This window comes from Streptomyces sp. NPDC042336 (assembly GCF_055581985.1).
In genome coordinates, this window is the sequence record NZ_JBVJEA010000009.1 from 173,937 (window position 1) to 192,874 (window position 18,938).

The 18,938-nt window shown below is 71.6% G+C and carries 16 protein-coding genes; 8 read left to right on the forward strand and 8 right to left on the reverse strand.

Annotation, left to right across the window (positions count from 1 at the left end; genetic code table 11):
* The first annotated feature begins 34 nt into the window (after window positions 1-34).
* The 4 genes from ACZ6IM_RS21020 to ACZ6IM_RS21035 all read left to right on the forward strand — a co-directional run bounded on the left by ACZ6IM_RS21020 (window position 35) and on the right by ACZ6IM_RS21035 (window position 3,368).
* A complete protein-coding gene (locus ACZ6IM_RS21020) occupies window positions 35-1,264 on the forward strand; it encodes an NAD(P)-dependent malic enzyme (RefSeq protein WP_469558125.1) in 1,230 nt (409 codons plus the stop codon).
* Between the two features lie 198 nt (window positions 1,265-1,462).
* Window positions 1,463-2,428: a zinc-binding dehydrogenase gene (locus ACZ6IM_RS21025; RefSeq protein ID WP_052840740.1), complete on the forward strand. Its 966-nt coding sequence runs from the start codon at window positions 1,463-1,465 to the stop codon at window positions 2,426-2,428.
* 164 nt (window positions 2,429-2,592) lie between these two features.
* A complete protein-coding gene (locus ACZ6IM_RS21030; protein WP_052840739.1) occupies window positions 2,593-2,802 on the forward strand; it encodes a helix-turn-helix domain-containing protein in 210 nt (69 codons plus the stop codon).
* A complete protein-coding gene (locus ACZ6IM_RS21035) occupies window positions 2,802-3,368 on the forward strand; it encodes a Clp protease N-terminal domain-containing protein (RefSeq protein WP_052840738.1) in 567 nt (188 codons plus the stop codon). The genes ACZ6IM_RS21030 and ACZ6IM_RS21035 overlap by 1 nt, the downstream gene beginning before the upstream one ends.
* Before the next feature lie 67 nt (window positions 3,369-3,435).
* On the opposite strand, the gene ACZ6IM_RS21040 is transcribed toward ACZ6IM_RS21035, so the two are convergent.
* Both ACZ6IM_RS21040 and ACZ6IM_RS21045 read right to left on the reverse strand, forming a co-directional pair.
* Window positions 3,436-4,503 carry a PadR family transcriptional regulator gene (locus tag ACZ6IM_RS21040; protein ID WP_469558129.1) on the reverse strand — a complete coding sequence of 356 codons (1,068 nt, stop codon included), beginning with the start codon at window positions 4,501-4,503 and terminating at the stop codon, window positions 3,436-3,438.
* A 1-nt stretch (window position 4,504) separates the two neighbouring features.
* Window positions 4,505-5,455 carry a DUF4097 family beta strand repeat-containing protein gene (locus tag ACZ6IM_RS21045; protein ID WP_469558132.1) on the reverse strand — a complete coding sequence of 317 codons (951 nt, stop codon included), beginning with the start codon at window positions 5,453-5,455 and terminating at the stop codon, window positions 4,505-4,507.
* 137 nt (window positions 5,456-5,592) lie between these two features.
* Between ACZ6IM_RS21045 and ACZ6IM_RS21050 the strand changes: the two genes are divergently transcribed.
* Together ACZ6IM_RS21050 and ACZ6IM_RS21055 are read left to right on the forward strand one after the other, a co-directional pair.
* Window positions 5,593-6,405 (forward strand): hypothetical protein, encoded by an 813-nt coding sequence (locus ACZ6IM_RS21050; RefSeq protein WP_469558135.1) that lies wholly within the window; start codon window positions 5,593-5,595, stop codon window positions 6,403-6,405.
* 46 nt (window positions 6,406-6,451) lie between these two features.
* Window positions 6,452-6,637: a DUF6104 family protein gene (locus tag ACZ6IM_RS21055; RefSeq protein WP_030190019.1), complete on the forward strand. Its 186-nt coding sequence runs from the start codon at window positions 6,452-6,454 to the stop codon at window positions 6,635-6,637.
* Window positions 6,638-6,756: 119 nt separating this feature from the next.
* Here ACZ6IM_RS21055 and ACZ6IM_RS21060 read toward each other — a convergent pair whose 3' ends face one another.
* The 4 genes from ACZ6IM_RS21060 to ACZ6IM_RS21075 all read right to left on the reverse strand — a co-directional run bounded on the left by ACZ6IM_RS21060 (window position 6,757) and on the right by ACZ6IM_RS21075 (window position 13,526).
* Entirely contained in the window at window positions 6,757-10,569 is a 3,813-nt protein-coding gene (locus tag ACZ6IM_RS21060) for a multifunctional oxoglutarate decarboxylase/oxoglutarate dehydrogenase thiamine pyrophosphate-binding subunit/dihydrolipoyllysine-residue succinyltransferase subunit (RefSeq protein WP_052840734.1), read from the reverse strand.
* Window positions 10,570-10,849: 280 nt separating this feature from the next.
* Window positions 10,850-11,974 (reverse strand): sensor histidine kinase, encoded by a 1,125-nt coding sequence (locus ACZ6IM_RS21065; RefSeq protein ID WP_052840733.1) that lies wholly within the window; start codon window positions 11,972-11,974, stop codon window positions 10,850-10,852.
* Window positions 11,971-12,705: a response regulator transcription factor gene (locus ACZ6IM_RS21070; RefSeq protein ID WP_003973686.1), complete on the reverse strand. Its 735-nt coding sequence runs from the start codon at window positions 12,703-12,705 to the stop codon at window positions 11,971-11,973. Before ACZ6IM_RS21070 ends, ACZ6IM_RS21065 begins: the two co-directional genes overlap by 4 nt.
* Before the next feature lie 113 nt (window positions 12,706-12,818).
* Window positions 12,819-13,526, reverse strand: coding sequence for a spermidine synthase family protein (locus ACZ6IM_RS21075; RefSeq protein WP_052840732.1), 708 nt, complete (start codon window positions 13,524-13,526; stop codon window positions 12,819-12,821).
* Window positions 13,527-13,704: 178 nt separating this feature from the next.
* Between ACZ6IM_RS21075 and lon the strand changes: the two genes are divergently transcribed.
* On the forward strand, window positions 13,705-16,128 hold the full coding sequence (lon, locus tag ACZ6IM_RS21080; RefSeq protein WP_052840731.1) for an endopeptidase La: 2,424 nt from the start codon (window positions 13,705-13,707) through the stop codon (window positions 16,126-16,128).
* 80 nt (window positions 16,129-16,208) lie between these two features.
* Here the strand turns inward: lon and ACZ6IM_RS21085 are convergent, their stop codons facing one another.
* A complete protein-coding gene (locus ACZ6IM_RS21085; RefSeq protein WP_052840730.1) occupies window positions 16,209-17,036 on the reverse strand; it encodes a lysozyme in 828 nt (275 codons plus the stop codon).
* A gap of 247 nt (window positions 17,037-17,283) precedes the next feature.
* Between ACZ6IM_RS21085 and ACZ6IM_RS21090 the strand changes: the two genes are divergently transcribed.
* On the forward strand, window positions 17,284-17,778 hold the full coding sequence (locus ACZ6IM_RS21090; protein WP_469558140.1) for a MarR family winged helix-turn-helix transcriptional regulator: 495 nt from the start codon (window positions 17,284-17,286) through the stop codon (window positions 17,776-17,778).
* Between the two features lie 21 nt (window positions 17,779-17,799).
* Here ACZ6IM_RS21090 and ACZ6IM_RS21095 read toward each other — a convergent pair whose 3' ends face one another.
* Complete coding sequence (locus tag ACZ6IM_RS21095) at window positions 17,800-18,591, reverse strand: protein phosphatase 2C domain-containing protein (RefSeq protein ID WP_052840930.1); 792 nt, start codon at window positions 18,589-18,591, stop codon at window positions 17,800-17,802.
* Window positions 18,592-18,938 lie beyond the last annotated feature (347 nt).

Consider the following 18,938-nt stretch of genomic DNA (forward strand, 5'->3'; position numbering starts at 1 on the left):
CCTCAAACCATGAACTCTTAAGGGGTAAGACAAAGTGGCAGCGGAGATCGTCAATCCTCGCAGCGACAGCGAAGCCGGTGCGGAGCAGGGGGAGGGCGCCGAGCCGCTCGACTCCTTCGACCCCGCGTTCGCGCTGCACCGCGGCGGCAAGATGGCCGTGCAGGCCACCGTGCCGGTCCGCGACAAGGACGACCTGTCCCTGGCGTACACGCCCGGCGTCGCGAAAGTGTGCAGCGCGATCGCCGAGCAGCCCGACCTCGTCCACGACTACACCTGGAAGTCGTCGGTCGTCGCGGTCGTGACGGACGGCACGGCGGTGCTGGGACTCGGTGACATCGGGCCCGAGGCCTCCCTCCCGGTGATGGAGGGCAAGGCCATCCTCTTCAAGCAGTTCGGCGGAGTGGACGCGGTCCCGATCGCCCTGAACTGCACGGACGCCGACGAGATCGTCGAGACCGTGGTCCGGCTCGCGCCCTCGTTCGGCGGCGTCAACCTGGAGGACATCTCGGCGCCGCGGTGCTTCGAGATCGAGCGCAAGCTCCAGGAGCGCCTGGACATCCCGGTCTTCCACGACGACCAGCACGGCACGGCCGTGGTGACGCTGGCGGCACTGCGGAACGCGGCGCGGCTGAGCGGGCGGACGCTGGGTGAGCTGCGGGCGGTGATCTCGGGCGCGGGCGCGGCCGGTGTCGCCATCGCCAAGATGCTGGTGGAGGCCGGCATCGGGGATGTCGCGGTCGCCGACCGCAAGGGCGTCGTCTCGGCCGACCGGGACGACCTGACGCCGGTGAAGCAGGAACTGGCCTCCTTCACCAACAAGGCCGGGCTGTCCGGCCCGCTGGAGGCGGCCCTCGCGGGTGCCGACGTCTTCATCGGCGTGTCCGGCGGTACGGTGCCGGAGCCGGCGGTGGCCTCGATGGCCGAGGGCGCCTTCGTCTTCGCGATGGCCAACCCGAACCCCGAGGTGCATCCGGAGGTCGCCCACAAGTACGCGGCGGTCGTCGCGACGGGGCGCTCGGACTTCCCGAACCAGATCAACAACGTGCTGGCGTTCCCGGGCATCTTCGCGGGCGCGCTCCAGGTGCGGGCGCCGCGGATCACCGAGGGCATGAAGCTCGCGGCGGCCGAGGCGCTGGCCGCCGTGGTGGGGGACGACCTCGCCGCGGACTACGTCATTCCGTCGCCGTTCGACGAGCGGGTCGCGCCGGCCGTCACGGCGGCGGTGGCGGCGGCGGCCCGTGCGGAGGGGGTTGCGCGCCGGTGACGGCGTGAGCCCCTGCGTGTGGCGTGTGGTGAGCGGCCTCGTCCTTGGTGGGCGGGGCCGCTTGCCTATTGGGTGCGGGTGCGGGTGTGTGAGTGGCGGGCCGGGGTGCGCTGCCCGGCGGTACGGGGCGCGCAAGAGGGGGTGTGTCACACGGTGCTGTGGTTCCCGTCGGGCGGTGGGGAACCTATCGTCAAGGTCATGTTCGCTGTCTACGCCGCCCGAATCGACCGCGACGAGCCCTTGGCGGGCCTGGAGTTGGGAGAGCTTCCCGCTCCCGAGGCCCGGCCCGGCTGGAGTGTCGTCGATGTCAGGGCCGCCTCCCTCAACCATCACGACCTGTGGTCCCTGCGCGGCGTCGGCCTCCCCGAGGACCGGCTGCCGATGATCCTCGGCTGCGACGCCGCCGGGATCGACGCCGACGGCAACGAGGTCGTCCTGCATTCCGTGATCGGCCAGACCGGCCACGGGGTCGGCCCCGAGGAGCCCCGGTCCATCCTCACCGAGCGCTACCCGGGGACGTTCGCCGAGCAGGTCGCCGTGCCGACCTGGAACGTCCTGCCCAAGCCCAAGGAGCTCTCCTTCGAGGAGGCCGCCTGTCTGCCGACCGCCTGGCTGACGGCGTACCGGATGCTGTTCACCAACGCGGGGGTGCGCCCCGGTGACTCGGTGCTGGTGCAGGGCGCCGGCGGCGGGGTCGCCACGGCCGCCATCGTGCTCGGCAAGGCGGCGGGGCTGCGGGTCTTCGCGACCAGCCGCGACGAGGCCAAGCGCAAGCGGGCCCTGGAACTCGGTGCGGTGGAGGCCGTCGAGACCGGGGCGCGGCTGCCACAGCGGGTGGACGCCGTGATCGAGACGGTGGGCGCCGCGACCTGGTCGCACTCGATCAAGTCGCTCAGGCCGGGCGGCACGCTGGTCATCTCCGGTGCCACCAGCGGCGACCGGCCCTCCCACGCCGAGCTGACCCGGATCTTCTTCCTGGAGCTCAAGGTCGTCGGCTCCACGATGGGGTCCAAGGACGAGCTGGAGGACCTGCTGTCCTTCTGCGCCGACACCGGTGTGCGGCCCGTCATCGACGACGTGCTCCCGATGGACCGGGCCCGTGAGGGGTTCGAGCGGATGGCCTCCGGCGGGCAGTTCGGCAAGATCGTGCTCAGCAACTCCTGACGCCTTTCCCCGTATACGGCACATACGGCACATACGGCATATATGGCACGTGCGGCGGGTCCGGTTCTCCGGGCCCGCCGTTCGCGCGTCCCGGAGCCCCGGCGACTCCGGCCTGTTTGTCAACCACGGTTGACGCGTAGGCTCTGTCAACCTAAGTTGACGGTATGAGTGAAGCAACGGATCTCGCCACGCGGGCGGGGGACCGCGATCCCCGGGTCGGGCTGCGGGCCGTCGCCGCCCTGCGGAAGCTGGTGGAGCAGCTGGAAGCCGTACAGGTGCGCAGTGCCCGCGGGCAGGGATGGTCGTGGCAGGAGATCGCCACGGAACTCGGAGTCAGCAGGCAGGCCGTGCACAAGAAGTACGGGAGGCATTGATGTTCGAGCGGTTCACGAAGGACGCCCGCGCGGTCGTGCAGGGGGCGGTCGGACACGCCGAGGAGGCGGGGGCGGGGACCGTCGAGCCCGAGCACCTGCTGCTCGCCCTGCTGGACCGGGAGGGCAGTCGTGCCGCCTTCGCGCTGGCGGCACTGGGCGCCGAGGAGCACCGGGACGCGGTACGCCAGGCATTGCGGGACGCACGGCGTCGCGCCGGTCTGTCGAAGTCCGAGACGGACGCCCTCGCCGGACTGGGGATCGACGTCACGGAGATCGTCGCCAAGGTCGAGGAGGCCCATGGCGTGGGGGCGATGTCCGTCGACGACCGGAGGGGCGGGCGCCGGTGGTCCGGACACCGGAGCTTCAGCCGGGGCGCCAAGGAGGTCCTGGAGAAGGCGCTCCGGGTCGCCGTCGCCCGCCGCGACCGGCGCATCGGGGACGAGCATCTCCTCCTCGCCCTGGTCCTGCGCCCCGGTGTGCCCGCCGAAGTGCTCGCCGACCACGGGGTGACCCACGCGTCGCTGACCAGGGTGCTGGGCGACGGGGCCGGGGAGGTCTGTGCCTGACCGGCGTTTCACCGGCGCGCGGCGCCCCTGAGGGAAATGAGGGCCGCCGCGCCGTGCCCCGCCGGGCTCAGGCCTTCGGCGGGCGCAGGATCGCCCCGATGTGGGCCGCCGCCTCCGACAGCCGACGGCGGGTGTCGCGCACCTGGTCGGCTGTCACACCGTGGTCCCGGGCCGCGTCGCGGATGTCGTCCCGGAAGCGGTCGAGCAGCCGGTCCAGGTCGCGGGCGGGGTCGCCGGTCGACTCCGCGGCGTCCTCGTGGGCCCAGCTGGGCGCATATCCGGCGGGGAAGTCCTCGGGTGTGACGGTGTACTCGGGCCGGTGGGCGGTGCTCCCGGTGTCGGTGCGGCCGAAGCCCCAGTCCTTGCCGAACTCCTTCCCGAAGTCCTTGCCGAAGTCACCGACCTCCTTGGCCAGTTCGCTCAGTCCCTCGCGCAGTCCCGTCGGCCAGTCGCCCCGCGCGAAGTGGTCCTGCACCTGCTCCTGCACGCGCTGGGCGATGCGCTGGACCTCTTCCTGCGCCTGGGCCCGGGCCCGCTCCTGGGCCTCCTTGGCCTGGCGCCGGGCCCGCTGGGCCTCGTCACGGGCGCGGCGGCTCTCGTCCTTGGCGCGGCGGGCCTGCTCCTTCCACTCCTGCTTGACCCGCCGCATCTCCTCCTTGGCGGCCTGCCAGGCCTCCTTCTCGTCGGTGTCGTCCCCGGCACCGGCGGCGGAGCCGCTCCCCTCGTCCTGAGCCCCGGAGGTGCCCCGACGGGCCGCGGTGGCCGCGGCCCGCATCTCACGCCGCAGATCACCGGCCGCGCCCCGCACGTCGGCCCGGATCTCGGCGGCCAGCTCGGCGACCGACTCGCGGATCTCCAGCTCCAGGTCGGCCAGCTCACCGCTGCGGTCGGCCAGCTCGGCGCGCCCGGCGTCCGTGATGGCGTACACCTTGCGGCCGCCCTCGGTGGTGTGGGTGACCAGACCCTCCGCCTCCAGCTTGGCCAGACGCGGGTACACCGTGCCCGCGGACGGGGCGTACAGGCCCTGGAAGCGTTCTTCGAGGAGCCGGATCACCTCGTAACCGTGGCGCGGGGCCTCGTCCAGGAGCTTGAGGAGGTAGAGGCGGAGGCGGCCGTGGGCGAAGACGGGGGGCATGTCAGAGCACCTTCTTGTCGGTCGTGCCGTCGGAAGGGGCGTCGGTGGCGCCCTGGTCCCGGACGGAAGCGGAATTGTCCCCCGGGGCGCCCTGCGCCCGGCCCGCCGGGTCGGAGTCCTCCGGCTCCCGCTCCCACACCGTGTCCTCCGCCGTCGGACGGCGGAGCAGGGCGATGGAGCCGGAGACCGTGGTGGCCTTCAGCCGGCCGTTGCCCGCGCCGAGGCGGCCGGTGATGCGCTTGGCCCCCCACTGGCCGCCCACCCGGAGGTCCTCGAAGGCGCTGCTGACCACGCCGCTGGCCGTGTTCGCCTCGACGCGGGCGTCGGCCGGCTGGGGCAGCCGGATGGCGATCTCGCCCGAGACGCTGTTCAGGCCGATGTCGGTGGGGCCACCGGCCGGGTCCAGGTCGACGATCATCGACCCGCTCACCGAGTCGGCCCGCACGGAGGAGCCCGCCTCCACCACCGTCAGGTCGCCGGAGACGGAGTTGAAACGCAGGTCGCCGGTGAGGGCCTGGGCCTCCACGTTCCCCGAGACGGTGTCCGCGCGGACGGGGCCCGCGAGGCTCACCAGGGTGGTGTCCCCGGAGACGCCCTTGACCTCGGCGGGTCCGTCGAGGCCGGAGACCACGGCCGTGGCGCTGACCGCGCCCACCTCCACCCGGGTGCCGGTCGGCACCGCGAGGGAGACCACCGCACTGCGGCGCCATCCCTTGCGGTCCAGCCACTTGAGGAAGCCCTTCCAGGGCAGGTCCTCATAGGCCACCGTGAGCACGCCGTCCCGGTGGGTCACGATCAGAGGTGGCCCCTCGATCTCGGAGACCTCCAGGCGGGCGGAACCTTCGTCCGTGCCCACCACGTTCACCGTTCCACCGACAATGCGTACGTGGAGCCGGCTCACGGACTCGTCGAAGGTGAGCTTCCTGGGCTCCGCGACGGACCACTCGGACATGGTGCAGACCTCCTCGACCGAACGCGCCATATCGCGTCCCTCTCGATTCACGATATATCGCGGACACGGAAAGTCAAGGCACCCGTTCTGGTGATCAAGGATCGGCCGCTCGGGTCGATATGCCCTAACTTGTCACTATGTCAACGGAAGAGTCCGTGCCCGCGCCAGGTCCCGGTGCTCTGCTGCTCTGCCGCGCCGAGCCGGACTCCGTCGCCGTCGTGGCTCCCCTGCTGGGCGAACGGATGCCGCTGGTCCGGGCCGGTGCCCAGTGGAGCGTGCTCGTGCCGGAGGGCGGGCCCTGGCGGGACGGGGGCGAGCCGGTCGACCGTGTCGTCACCGGCTGGGCCGCGGCGCTCGCCGTCGGAGCCCCCTGGCCCGTACTCGCCCTGTGGTGGGACGCCGACCGGGCCGGATACACCCTCGCGTCCGGATTCCGCCGCCCGGTGGGATACGTGTGGCTCGCGAACGGCACGCCGGCCGGCGAGGACGAGGCGATGCGCACCTTCGCCGCCCGCCTGGGCCTGGACCCGGTCCTGGACGTGCAGTCGCTGGACCGGCTGACGAGGCCCGACCCGGAGGCCGACGCCCGTGCGAGGATGCGGGGCCTGCTCGCGGTCCTCACGCGCGCGGGAGTGGTGCTTGCGGAGGGACTCGACCCGGGCACACCCGCCGACCGCCTCCGCGAGCGCGCCCGCTCCCTGCCCGACGTCCGATGGACCGCCGGGGCGGCGCGAGGACGCGACGCCGCCCGCCTCGCGGTCCGGCAGCCCGGCGCGTACGGACCGGCCGGACGGGCCTTCGGACTGGCCGAGGCGGTGGCCGGGGCGGCACTCCTGGTCCGGGGCGCGCGGCACCGCAGCGCCGGCCGGATCACGGTGGGCGCCCTGCTGGCCGCCCACGGCACGTCACTCCTCGCCCGCCCCGGCACCCGCGCGGCGCCGTTTGCATAGTCTTGGGGGCGGATTCGGAACACGGACGCACGCAGGAGAACATCACATGTACTTCACCGACCGCGGCATCGAGGAACTGGAGAAGCGGCGCGGCGAGGAAGAGGTCACCTTCGAGTGGCTCGCCGAACAGCTGCGTACGTTCGTCGACCTCAACCCGGACTTCGAGGTGCCCGTCGAGCGCCTCGCCACCTGGCTCGCCCGGCTGGACGACGAGGACGAGGACGAGGAGTAGGACCACGCGCGGCTTCCAGCCCTGCCTCGGCCGGGCGGCGCCGGGCGAACGCCAAGAGGCCGGCCCCGGGGAACGGGGCCGGCCTCTTCGGTCGCGCGGCGGGGCCGAAGCCCCGGGTATCAGGCCTCGAAGACCTCACGCACCAGCTGCTCCTGCTCCGCCTGGTGCCGCTTGGCCGAGCCGACGGCCGGGGACGAGCTGTGCGGCCGCGAGATGCGGCGCAGGCGCTCGCCGTGCGGGACGTCGGCGCCGACCGCCAGGTCCAGGTGGTCGATCAGGTTGAGCGCGATGAACGGCCAGGCACCCTGGTTCGCCGGCTCCTCCTGGGCCCACAGGTACTTCTCGGCGTTCGGGTACTTGGCGATCTCCGCCTGGAGCTCGGCACCCGGCAGCGGGTACAGGCGCTCGATGCGGATGATCGCCGTGTCCGTCAGGCCGCGCTTCTTCCGCTCGGCGTCGAGGTCGTAGTAGACCTTGCCGGCGGTGAAGACGACCTTCCTGACGGCGGCCGGGTCGACCGAGTCGTCGCCGATGACGGGGCGGAACTGGCCCGTCGTGAACTCCTCCGCCTTCGAGGCCGCGGCCTTCAGGCGCAGCATCGACTTCGGGGTGAAGACCACCAGCGGCTTGTGGTGCGGGTTGTGCACCTGCCACCGCAGAAGGTGGAAGTAGTTCGACGGCAGGGTCGGCATGGCGACCGTCATGTTGTTCTGCGCGCACAGCTGCAGGAAGCGCTCCGGGCGGGCCGAGGAGTGGTCCGGGCCCTGGCCCTCGTAGCCGTGGGGGAGCAGGAGGGTGACGCCGGAGGTCTGGTTCCACTTCTGCTCGGCCGAGGAGATGAACTCGTCCACGACCGTCTGCGCGCCGTTGACGAAGTCGCCGAACTGCGCCTCCCACATCACCAGCGCGTCCGGGCGGGCCAGCGAGTAGCCGTACTCGAAGCCCATCACCGCGTACTCGGAGAGCAGGGAGTTGTAGACGTTGTACCGGGCCTGGTCCTCGGACAGGTACAGCAGCGGGGTGAACTCGTCGCCCGTCTCCCGGTCGATGACGACCGCGTGGCGCTGGCCGAAGGTGCCGCGCTGCGAGTCCTGGCCCGTCAGCCGGACCGGAACGCCCTCCAGGAGGAGGGAGCCGACGGCGAGGGTCTCGCCCATGCCCCAGTCGATCGTGCCGTCCTCGACCATCGCCGCGCGGCGCTGCAGCTGCGGCAGCAGCCGCGGGTGGATGGTGACGTGGTCGGGGATGTTGACCTGGGACTCGGCGATCCGCTTGACGGTCTCGGCGCTGACCGCGGTGTTCACGGCGACCGGGAACTCGGCCTGCGGGTCCGAGGGCTCCGCGGCGGTCGGCTGCGAGACGGCCTCGCGGACCTCGGTGAAGACCTTCTCCAGCTGCCCCTGGTAGTCCTGCAGCGCCTGCTCGGCCTCTTCCAGGGTGATGTCGCCGCGACCGATGAGGGACTCGGTGTAGAGCTTGCGCACCGAGCGCTTCTTGTCGATCAGGTCGTACATCAGCGGCTGGGTGAAGGCCGGGTTGTCCGACTCGTTGTGACCCCGGCGGCGGTAGCAGATGAGGTCGATCACCACGTCCTTGTTGAACGCCTGGCGGAACTCGAAGGCGAGCCGCGCGACGCGGACCACGGCCTCCGGGTCGTCGCCGTTCACGTGGAAGATCGGGGCCTCGATCATGCGGGCCACGTCCGTCGCGTACATGGACGAACGCGAGGACTCGGGGGCCGCGGTGAAGCCGACCTGGTTGTTGATGACGACGTGGACCGTGCCGCCGGTGCGGTAGCCGCGCAGCTGCGACATGTTCAGGGTCTCGGCCACGACGCCCTGGCCCGCGAAGGCGGCGTCGCCGTGGATCGCCACCGGCAGGACGGTGAAGTCCGTGCCGCCCTTGTTGATGATGTCCTGCTTGGCGCGCGAGACGCCCTCCAGGACCGGGTCCACCGCCTCCAGGTGCGAGGGGTTGGCGACCAGCGAGACCTTGATCTGCTCGCCGTCCAGGCCGGTGAAGGTGCCCTCGGCGCCCAGGTGGTACTTCACGTCGCCGGAGCCGTGCATCGACTTCGGGTCGAGGTTGCCCTCGAACTCGCGGAAGATCTGCGCGTAGGACTTGCCGACCACGTTGGCCAGCACGTTCAGCCGGCCGCGGTGGGCCATGCCGATGACGACCTCGTCCAGGCGGGACTCGGCCGCCGAGTCGATGACCGCGTCCAGCAGCGGGATGACGGACTCGCCGCCCTCCAGGGAGAACCGCTTCTGGCCGACGTACTTGGTCTGCAGGAAGGTCTCGAAGGCCTCCGCCGCGTTCAGCCGGCGCAGGATGCGCAGCTGCTCCTCGCGCTCCGGCTTGGTGTGCGAGCGCTCGATGCGGTCCTGGATCCACTTGCGCTGCTTCGGGTCCTGGATGTGCATGAACTCGACGCCCGTGGTGCGGCAGTACGAGTCGCGCAGCACGCCGAGGATGTCGCGCAGCTTCATCAGGGACTTGCCGGCGAAGCCGCCGACCGCGAACTCGCGCTCCAGGTCCCACAGGGTGAGCCCGTGCTCGGTGATGTCCAGGTCGGGGTGCTTGCGCTGCTGGTACTCCAGCGGGTCGGTGTCGGCCATGACGTGGCCGCGGACCCGGTAGGAGTGGATCAGCTCGAAGACGCGGGCGGCCTTGGTGACGTCGTCGTCGTGCGAGGCGTCGATGTCCTTGAGCCAGCGGACCGGCTCGTAGGGGATGCGCAGCGCCTTGAAGATCTCGTCGTAGAAGCCGTTCTCGCCGAGCAGCAGGTTGGCGACCTGGCGCAGGAACTCGCCGGAGGCGGCGCCCTGGATGACCCGGTGGTCGTAGGTCGACGTGAGCGTCATGACCTTCGAGATGCCGAGCTTGTTCAGGGTGTCCTGGCTGGTGCCCTGGAACTCCGCCGGGTAGTCCATCGAGCCGACGCCCAGGATGACCGACTGGCCGGGCATCAGACGCGGCACGGAGTGCACGGTGCCGAGGCCGCCGGGGTTGGTCAGGGAGACGGTGACGCCGGTGAAGTCGTCCATCGTCAGCTTGTTGTCGCGGGCGCGACGGACGATGTCCTCGTAGGCCTGCCAGAACTCGAAGAAGTTCAGCGTCTCGGCCTTCTTGATCGCCGCGACGACCAGCTGGCGGTCGCCGTTGGGCTTGACCAGGTCGATGGCGAGGCCCAGGTTGATGTGGGCCGGCTTGACCAGGGTCGGCTTGCCGTCCTTCTCACCGAAGGAGTGGTTCATCGACGGCATGGCCTTGATGGCCTGCACCATCGCGTAGCCGATCAGGTGCGTGAAGGAGATCTTCCCGCCCCGGGCGCGCTTGAGGTGGTTGTTGATGACGATGCGGTTGTCGAACAGCAGCTTCACCGGGACCGCGCGCACGGACGTGGCCGTGGGCAGCTCCAGCGAGGCGTTCATGTTCTTCGCGACCGCGGCGGCCGGGCCGCGCAGGGTCACCAGCTCGGGCCCCTCCGGGGCGGCGCCGGCGTCCTTGGCGGGCGCGGCGGCCTTCGCCTGCGGCTTGGCGGCGGGCTTGGCCGGCGCGGGCGCGGCGGCGGGCTTCGCGGCCGGAGCGGCGGGGGCGGGCGCGGCGGGCTGCGCGGGAGCGGGCGCCGCCGCCTTCGGCTGGGCCGGGGCGGGAGCCTGCGCCTGCGGGGCGGGGGCGGCCGGTGGCGTGCTGCCGGTGTCCGTGGTCACCGCGGCGGACGCCGGCTGCGCCGCCGCTCCGGGCTTGTAGTCGGCGAAGAAGTCCCACCAGGCTCGGTCCACGGAGTTCGGGTCCTGGAGGTACTGCTGATAGATCTCGTCGACGAGCCACTCATTGGCACCGAACGCGGCCGCGGGGTTCTTTCCCGCGTTGTTCGCTTGGTCGGTGTCGGTCGAGATGCTCGAGTTACTGGGGGACTGTGGCGACACGGCGAGAACCGCCCTCTTCCGCTTCACAAGATGGTGGACAGCGGGAATCAAGGCTACGCCTACCGGCCCCCGAAGGTCAGACTGGGCCGGTCCATCGTCGCGTAAGTCACATCGCGGACCGCGTTTCGGCGCTGGAAATGGCGGGAAACAAGCGAGGTTCTGTTGCGTGAGGGATCGGGAGAGCGGGACCCGGCGCCTGGAGAACGCGGGTCCGTGCCTGATCACACGTGTCCGCCAGCGCGGACACAGTGGATCTTGATGTTCCGCTTCGAACCCTACGTCAACCGGACGTCGACGGCAGGCCCGGAAGAGTGATGAGAATCCGGCAGCCCCGCTCGGATTCGGCCACCCCGATCCGGCCGCCGTGCAGATCCACCGCCCAGCGCGCGATCGCGAGGCCCAGACCGGTGCCGCCGTCGCTGCCCGGACCGTGCGGCCGCGACACCGAACCCCGGTTGAACCGCTCGAACACCCGGCGCCACTCCGAGCGCGGAATGCCGGGTCCCTCGTCGAGAACCTCCAGTTCCAGGGACTCGGGCAGCTCCCCGCGCCGCGCCCTGACCGTCACCCGGCCGTGCGGCGGGCTGTGCTTGACGGCGTTGTCGATGAGGTTGGCGACGACCTGGTGGATGCGCTCGGGGTCGGCGTGGGCGGTCAGCTCCGGCGGGAAGACGTCCAGCGCCAGGTGCACGTCGGTGCGGGTGTGGCTGCCGGAACCGGAGGCGATGCCCGCGCGCGCGGAGGCGACCATGTTGGCCTCCTTCAGCACGCCCGACAGGTAGGGCCACACCTCGAAGCGCCGCTTGCGCAGCGGTATGACGCCGTTGTCCAGGCGGGAGAGGTCCAGCAGCGTCTCCACCAGCCGGCCGAGCCGCTCGGTCTGGCCGAGCGCCGTACGCATCGTCTCCGGGTCGGCCTCGGTGACGCCGTCGACGATGTTCTCCAGCACCGCGCGCAGGCCCGCGATCGGGGTGCGCAGCTCGTGCGAGACGTTCGCCACCAGCTCCTTGCGCTGGAGGTCCTGGGCCTCCAGGTCGTCGGCCATGCGATTGATGGTGACGGCCAGGTCGCCCAGCTCGTCGCGGCGGTTCTCGCGCACCCGGCGGGTGTAGTCGCCGTGCGAGATGGACCGGGCCACCGCGTTCATCTCGTCCAGCGGCGCGGTCAGCGAGTGCGCCACGAACTGCGTGATCAGCAGCGTGGCGATCATCGAGAACACCGTGATGAAGCGCAGCTCCGTCTTGGTGTGCACCGCGATCACCGACAGGCCGGTGGTGATCAGTACCGATGTGACGACGAGCGCGCCCAGCTTGGTCTTGATCGAGAACGGGCGTACGCCGCCCCAGGGCTCCCCGGAGATTCGAGGGCCGGGGCTCCTCCGTGCGGCTTCCCGTCCTCGGCTCATGGCGTCGGCGTCTCCAGGGCGTAGCCCACGCCGTGGACGGTGCGGATGCGCTCGGCGCCGATCTTCCGGCGGAGCGCCTTGATGTGGCTGTCCACGGTGCGGGTGCCGGAGGCGTCCGCCCAGTCCCACACCTCGGCGAGCAGCTGCTCGCGGGAGAGCACCGCGCGCGGGGTGTTCGCCAGGCAGACCAGCAGGTCGAACTCGGTGGGCGTGAGGTGGACGTCCTCGCTGCGCACCCGCACCCGGCGCTGCGCGTGGTCGATCTCCAGCTCGCCCAGGCGCAGGATGCCGCTGCGCGGCGTCGAGGCGGCCACCACGGCCCGCTCGACCCGCCGCAGCAGCACGTGCACGCGGGCGGCCAGCTCGCGCATCGAGAACGGCTTGGTCATGTAGTCGTCGGCGCCCACGCCGAGGCCGACCAGCATGTCCGTCTCGTCGTCGCGCGCGGTGAGCATCAGCACCGGCACCGGCCGCTGGGCCTGCACGCGCCGGCAGACCTCCAGGCCGTCGAAGCCGGGCAGCATGATGTCGAGGATCAGCAGGTCGGGCTGCCATGCCTCGGCCGTGTCGACGGCGGACGGTCCGTCGCCCGCCGTTTGCACCAGGAACCCCTCGGCGCGCAGCCGGGTCGCGATGGCGTCCACGATCGTCTGATCGTCCTCGACCACCAGCACCCGACGCTGTGCGCCCTGGGTGGCCGTGCCGTTGTGGGAGGTCTGTGTCTGCTCCATCGCCCGCCCCTGAGGTGTGCTTTCCGGAATCCGTGGGGTGATCCCATGACTGCGCTTGACGCTTGAATGATCCGCGTCAGGGCAGCAGCGTACGGGGAGTCACCACGCCTTTGCTATCCAGGCCCGACGCCGATGTGCACGACGTCCGGAACGCCCCGGGCAACGGGGATCTCTTCGGTACGCACCTGTTGGAAACCGGCATTACGCAAGGTTTCTTCGAATTCCGGAGAGGGCTGCGCGGACCATACGGCGAGCACCCCGCCGGGCCTCAACAGCCGTGCGCAGCCCGCCAGTCCGGACGGCGTGTACAGCCCGTCGTTGCCCTCCGTGACGGTCCAGCCGGGGCCGTTGTCGATGTCCAGGCACAGGGCGTCGTACGTGTCGGATGTCTCATTGACGTACTCGACCAGGTCCGCCTCGACGATCCGTGCGCGGGGGTCGGCCAGCGCCCCGGCGGAGAGCGCGGCCAGCGGTCCGGCGCGGTGCCAGTCGATGATGGCGCCCTCGCGCTCGACGACCGCGATCCGGCCCCAGCGGGGGTCGGCGGCCGCGTGTGCGAGGGAGAAGCCGACGCCGAGTCCGCCGATCAGCAGGTGCGGCGCGGTCCGCCCGCCGGAGGCGGCCAGCGCGTCGGCCGCCGCGTCGACCAGGCGCCGCTCCGAGCGCCCGTCCGAGGTGTCCATCAGGAAGCAGCCGTTCGCGATGATCTGGAGCAACGTCCCGTGCCGGCGCAGGACCACTTCGCCGTACGGGCCCTCGCGACGGTCCAGCACCTCGGGGGTCTCGAAGGCCTCGGGGGAGTCGTGGGTAGTGAGGGGCATCGGCCCATCCTGGCACCCGTCCCGGCGGAGGAATGCCGACCGGTGCGGCGGTGCTGTCCCAGAGGCGGGAAATGCCCCGTGGGGCTTGATCGCTCACAGCGAACAAGCCTTGGGGAACAATCGGGGACTCCCTTTCATTGAGTCGATGTAACTCAACTTGACTGCCGAAGGGGAGATCATGGCTGCTGAGTCCGCCGCCTTCACACCGCTCACCCTGCCCGTGCTGCCGCTCGACGACGAAGTGGTCCTGCCCGGCATGGTCGTCCCCCTGGACCTGAGCGACGCCGAGGTACGGGCCGCGGTGGAGGCCGCCCAGGCCGCCGCCAGGTCCGAGCCCGGCAAGCCCCGCGTCCTCCTCGTCCCACGTATCGACGGCACCCACGCCGCCACCGGCGTGCTCGGCACGGTCGAGCAGGTCGGCCGCCTGGCCGACGGCGACCCCGGCGCCCTGATCCGCGGCCGGGGCCGGGTGCGCATCGGCGCCGGCACCACCGGTCCCGGCGCCGCGCTCTGGGTCGAGGGCACCCGGGTCGACGAGACCGTGCCCGATCCGCTGCCCGGCCAGGTGGCCGAGCTGGTGAAGGAGTACAAGGCCCTCGCCACCGCGTGGCTGCGCAAGCGCGGCGCCTGGCAGGTGGTCGACCGGGTGCAGGCCATCGACGACGTGTCCGCGCTCGCCGACAACTCCGGATACTCGCCCTTCCTCTCCACCGAGCAGAAGGTCGAGCTGCTGGAGACCACCGACCCGGTCGCCCGTCTGAAGCTCGCCACGCAGCAGCTGCGCGACCACCTCGCCGAGCAGGACGTCGCCGAGACCATCGCCAAGGACGTCCAGGAGGGCGTCGACAAGCAGCAGCGCGAGTTCCTGCTGCGGCGCCAGCTCGAAGCGGTCCGCAAGGAGCTGCGCGAGATCAACGGCGAGCAGGAGGGCGAGGAGTCCGACGACTACCGCGCCCGGGTGGAGGCCGCCGACCTGCCCGAGAAGGTCCGCGAGGCCGCGCTCAAGGAGGTCGACAAGCTGGAGCGGTCCTCCGACCAGTCGCCCGAGGGTTCCTGGATCCGCACCTGGCTCGACACGGTCCTGGAGATGCCGTGGAACGAGCGCACCGAGGACGCCTACGACATCCGGGGCGCCCAGGCCGTGCTCGACGCCGAGCACGCGGGCCTGGAGGACGTGAAGGAGCGCATCACCGAGTACCTGGCCGTGCGCAAACGGCGCGGCGACCGTGGTCTCGGCGTGGTCGGCGGCCGGCGCGGCGGTGCCGTACTGGCCCTGGTGGGTCCGCCCGGCGTCGGCAAGACCAGCCTCGGCGAGTCCGTCGCCCACGCGATGGGCCGCAAGTTCGTCCGCGTCGCCCTCGGCGGCGTGCGCGACGAGGCCGAGATCCGCGGCCACCGGCGTACGTACGTCGGCGCGCTGCCCGGCCGGATCGTGCGGGCGATCAAGGAGGCGGGGTCGATGAACCCGGTCGTCCTGCTCGACGAGATCGACAAGGTGGGCTCCGACTTCCGGGGCGACCCGGCCGCCGCCCTCCTCGAAGTCCTGGACCCGGCCCAGAACCACACCTTCCGGGACCACTACCTGGAGGTCGAGCTGGACCTGTCCGACGTGGTCTTCCTCGCCACCGCCAACGTCCTGGAGGCCATCCCCGAGGCCCTGCTGGACCGCATGGAGCTGGTCCGGCTCGACGGCTACACCGAGGACGAGAAGGTCGTCATCGCCCGTGACCACCTGCTCCCGCGCCAGCTGGAGCGGGCCGGACTGGACGCGGACGAGGTCACCGTCGACGAGGGCGCGCTGCGCAAGCTGGCCGGCGAGTACACCCGCGAGGCGGGCGTGCGCACCCTGGAGCGGTCCATCGCACGGCTGCTGCGCAAGGTGGCGGCCCAGCACGAACTGGGCGAGCGGGAGCTGCCGTTCACCGTCACCGACGCCGACCTGCGCGACCTGATCGGACGGCCGCACCACGTGCCCGAGTCCGCCCAGGACCCGGCCGAGCGGCGCACCGCGGTGCCCGGCGTGGCCACCGGCCTCGCGGTCACCGGAGCGGGCGGCGACGTCCTGTACGTCGAGGCGTCGCTGGCCGACCCGGAGACGGGCGCGGCGGGGCTGACCCTGACCGGCCAGCTGGGCGACGTGATGAAGGAGTCGGCGCAGATCGCGCTGAGCTTCCTGCGCAGCCACGGCGCGGAGCTGGAGCTGCCGGTGGGTGACCTGAAGGACCGGGGAGCGCACATCCACTTCCCGGCGGGCGCGGTCCCCAAGGACGGCCCGAGCGCCGGCGTCACCATGACCACGGCCCTCGCCTCGCTGCTCTCGGGCCGGCTGGTCCGTACCGACGTGGCGATGACCGGCGAGGTCTCGCTGACCGGGCGGGTGCTGCCGATCGGCGGGGTCAAGCAGAAGCTGCTCGCCGCGCACCGGGCGGGGATCACCACGGTGATCATCCCCAAGCGCAACGAGCCCGACCTGGACGACGTCCCGGCCCAGGTGCTGGACAAGCTCGACGTCCACGCCGTCACCGACGTCCGTCAGGTCCTGGAACTGGCGCTCGCACCGGCGACCAACGGTGCGCAGCGCGAGGTTCCGGTCGCGGCGTGAGCGACGCGTACCGCAAGAGGCGGAGGCCCGGGTCCCGTGAGGGGGTCCGGGCCTCCGCTCCGTACGCGGGGGAGGGGCCGTCAGCCGTTGGCCAGCGCGACCACGCGGTCCAGCGCGCCGTTGAACTTGTTGTGGTCGCCGACCGTCGGACCGGACGACGTGTACTGCCACATCGTGTAGTAGCCCCAGCCGGCCGGGAGCGTGCCCACCGTCGAGGCGTACCGGGCGATCCACAGCGGGTTGTACGCGGCGAAGCCGCCGTAGTTGCCGGTGCACTGGGTCCACCAGCTGGTGGCGGTGTAGATCACGGCGTCCCGGCCGGTGCGGGCCTTGTACGTGTTCAGGAAGTCGCTGATCCAGGAGACCATCGCGCTCTGCGACTTGCCGTAGCAGGCGGCGCCGTACGGGTTCCACTCGATGTCGAGCGCGCCCGGCAGCGTCTTGCCGTCCCTGGACCAGCCGCCGCCGTGGTCGACGAAGTAGTTGGCCTGGGCGGCGCCGCTCGTCGTGTCCGGGGTGGCGAAGTGGTACGCGCCCCGGACCATGCCGACGTTGTAGGAGCCGTTGTACTGCTGGGCGAAGTAGGGGTTGGTGTAGTACGTCCCCTCGGTGGCCTTGGCGTAGGCCCACCTGACGCCGCTGTTCCACAGGGTCGACCAGGCGACGTTGCCCTGGTGGCTGGAGACGTCGACGCCCTCCGTCTGAGCCGCGCGGCCGGGGACGGGGGTGCCGTGTTCGCCGTCGTGGGCCGCGACGCCCATGCCCATGTGGGCGGAGCCGCGCGGCGGGACGTCCGCGGACGAGGCGGCGTCCGCGGGAAGGGTGAACACGAGGGAGAACGCGGCGAGCAGGATCCCGGTGACGGCGAACCGCCGCCCGCGGGCCGATCCGGATCTGTGCACGAGCATGACGTGCCTCCGCTGGCTCGGTGGTGCTCGGTGGGGGATGCGCTGGTGGGGAGGACCCCTGTATGGCGTGCGCATGCCATCGGAAGGTCCGGTGAAGACTCTACGCACGTAGAAACGGCGGGTGGAAGAGGACTGGGAGCCGCCGTTGGTCTACGCCTGCGAAATACTTGGCGAGCTGCGGCGATGGCAGCCCGTGGCGGAAACTTTCAGGACCGTGAAAACCGGAAAAAGCGAGGCAGGGGCTGACGTGCACGAAGACGGGAACGGCGGCGGTCGGGCAGGCGAATCCCGCCTGTCCGGCGGTGGCGTGAACCAACCCGAGTTCCTCGCCCTGGAACGGGAGTTGACCTTCCTGCTGCGACGGGCCCGGGCCAACCAGGGGGAGATGGCCCGGGAGGTCCACCCCGACCTGGAGTCGTCCGCGTACGGCCTTCTCGTCCGGCTCGGCGAGTGCGGCGGCCAGCGCGCCACCGACCTCGCCGCCTACATCGGCGTCGGCAAGGCGACGATGTCACGCCAGCTGCGCGCCCTGGAGGAACTGGGACTCGTCGCCCGCGAGCCGGACCCCGCGGACGGCCGGGCCTGGCTGGTCACCCTGACCCCGGAGGGCCAGGAGCGCGTCGGCCGGGTCCGGGAGGCCCGCCGTGCCCGGTACGCCCGCCGGCTCGCCGACTGGGACCCGCGCGAGGTGACGGAACTGGCCCGGCTGCTGCACGAACTCAACCGCGGGATGGAGAAGTAGGACCGGCCCCGCCCGTCCGGCTCACAACTCGGCGTAGACCACCGTCGCGTCGTCGTGCGTCTTGCTGCGGCCGAGGAACGCCCGGTCACCGGCCGCGTCCGCGCTCTCCAGCTCCCGCACCCGGTCCACCAGTGCCCGCGCGCCCTGCTTGCGCACCAGCGCCAGGCAGTCCGCCCAGTCGCCCTCCCGGAACTTCTCCACCCACCGCGCGGCCCCGTCGGTCAGCGCCGCCAGCGTCCGCACCCCGGCGCGCGGCAGCACCCCCGTGACGGCACGCGCCGCCACCCCGGGGTCGGCGGCGGCTGTGAAGAAGCCGCCCTCCTTGTTGCGCAGCTCGGCGTCGATCACCGCGTCGCTCACGAGGGCCGAGCGGGGCAGCCGGGACAGCCGGTCGTCCAGGACGGGGGTCAGGGCACCGTCGGGGGCCTCCAGCAGCAGGGCCGAGTCGGACAGGACCAGGTACTCGAACGCGGCCGGGGACCAGCGGGCGAGAACCACGGTTGCCTGCGGCGTGCGCGGGTGAGAAAGGTCACAGGTTTCCGCGTGTGCCGCCGCGGTACGAGCGATTGCGCGGGACAGGGCCTCGGCGAGGGGAAGATCCGGGAGTGAAACGGTCAGTTCGGTCAGCGCCCCACCGAGGCGCGCCGTGAACCAGGGCACGGAATGCAGACAGCCCGTCGCCGTCCGTGGCGGTGTCACGCCGTCCAGGAGGACGAGTGAGCCCCCCTGTCCCGAGGCCGGTAGTCCGACGCTCGCGAAGTCCTCGTTGGGCCGGTCGGCGAGGCCTGGTTCCGAGACGAGTTCCGTACGCATCCAGCCAGTCTGCACGAGGCCTTCACAGCGTTCGCAAAAGGCTGGCACCTTCCTCCGGTTCTCCCGGAACCGGGGCAGTCGCGCAGGTCAGACGCCGGATTTGGGGTGGAATTCCGTCCTCCGGCGGCGCGTGGCGGCACATAGTGCCACCGCCCGTCGCAGACGTCCAACCGGCTCGCCGGGCAACCGTGCGGCACGAGCCAGGGGAACTTGCTCCTCAACTCCCCTCCGGGGTTCACTCCTTCGGGTGGCGGGTCGGATGATGCGCGCTCACCGCCCACCGGCACTGGGAGGGTCGGGGACCAGTGGGGGGACTGCCCCGCTCACGCGGTGTCCCCGCCCGACGT

Bases quoted from the DNA above. Each gene is read 5' to 3' on its own strand.
- ACZ6IM_RS21025 (WP_052840740.1), top strand. From the start codon at position 1,463: ATGTTCGCTGTCTACGCCGCCCGAATCGACCGCGACGAGCCCTTGGCG.
- ACZ6IM_RS21030 (WP_052840739.1), top strand. From the start codon at position 2,593: ATGAGTGAAGCAACGGATCTCGCCACGCGGGCGGGGGACCGCGATCCC.
- ACZ6IM_RS21035 (WP_052840738.1), top strand. From the start codon at position 2,802: ATGTTCGAGCGGTTCACGAAGGACGCCCGCGCGGTCGTGCAGGGGGCG.
- ACZ6IM_RS21040 (WP_469558129.1), bottom strand. From the start codon at position 4,503: ATGCCCCCCGTCTTCGCCCACGGCCGCCTCCGCCTCTACCTCCTCAAG.
- ACZ6IM_RS21045 (WP_469558132.1), bottom strand. From the start codon at position 5,455: ATGTCCGAGTGGTCCGTCGCGGAGCCCAGGAAGCTCACCTTCGACGAG.
- ACZ6IM_RS21050 (WP_469558135.1), top strand. From the start codon at position 5,593: ATGTCAACGGAAGAGTCCGTGCCCGCGCCAGGTCCCGGTGCTCTGCTG.
- ACZ6IM_RS21055 (WP_030190019.1), top strand. From the start codon at position 6,452: ATGTACTTCACCGACCGCGGCATCGAGGAACTGGAGAAGCGGCGCGGC.
- ACZ6IM_RS21065 (WP_052840733.1), bottom strand. From the start codon at position 11,974: ATGAGCCGAGGACGGGAAGCCGCACGGAGGAGCCCCGGCCCTCGAATC.
- ACZ6IM_RS21070 (WP_003973686.1), bottom strand. From the start codon at position 12,705: ATGGAGCAGACACAGACCTCCCACAACGGCACGGCCACCCAGGGCGCA.
- ACZ6IM_RS21075 (WP_052840732.1), bottom strand. From the start codon at position 13,526: ATGCCCCTCACTACCCACGACTCCCCCGAGGCCTTCGAGACCCCCGAG.
- lon (WP_052840731.1), top strand. From the start codon at position 13,705: ATGGCTGCTGAGTCCGCCGCCTTCACACCGCTCACCCTGCCCGTGCTG.
- ACZ6IM_RS21085 (WP_052840730.1), bottom strand. From the start codon at position 17,036: ATGCTCGTGCACAGATCCGGATCGGCCCGCGGGCGGCGGTTCGCCGTC.
- ACZ6IM_RS21095 (WP_052840930.1), bottom strand. From the start codon at position 18,591: ATGCGTACGGAACTCGTCTCGGAACCAGGCCTCGCCGACCGGCCCAAC.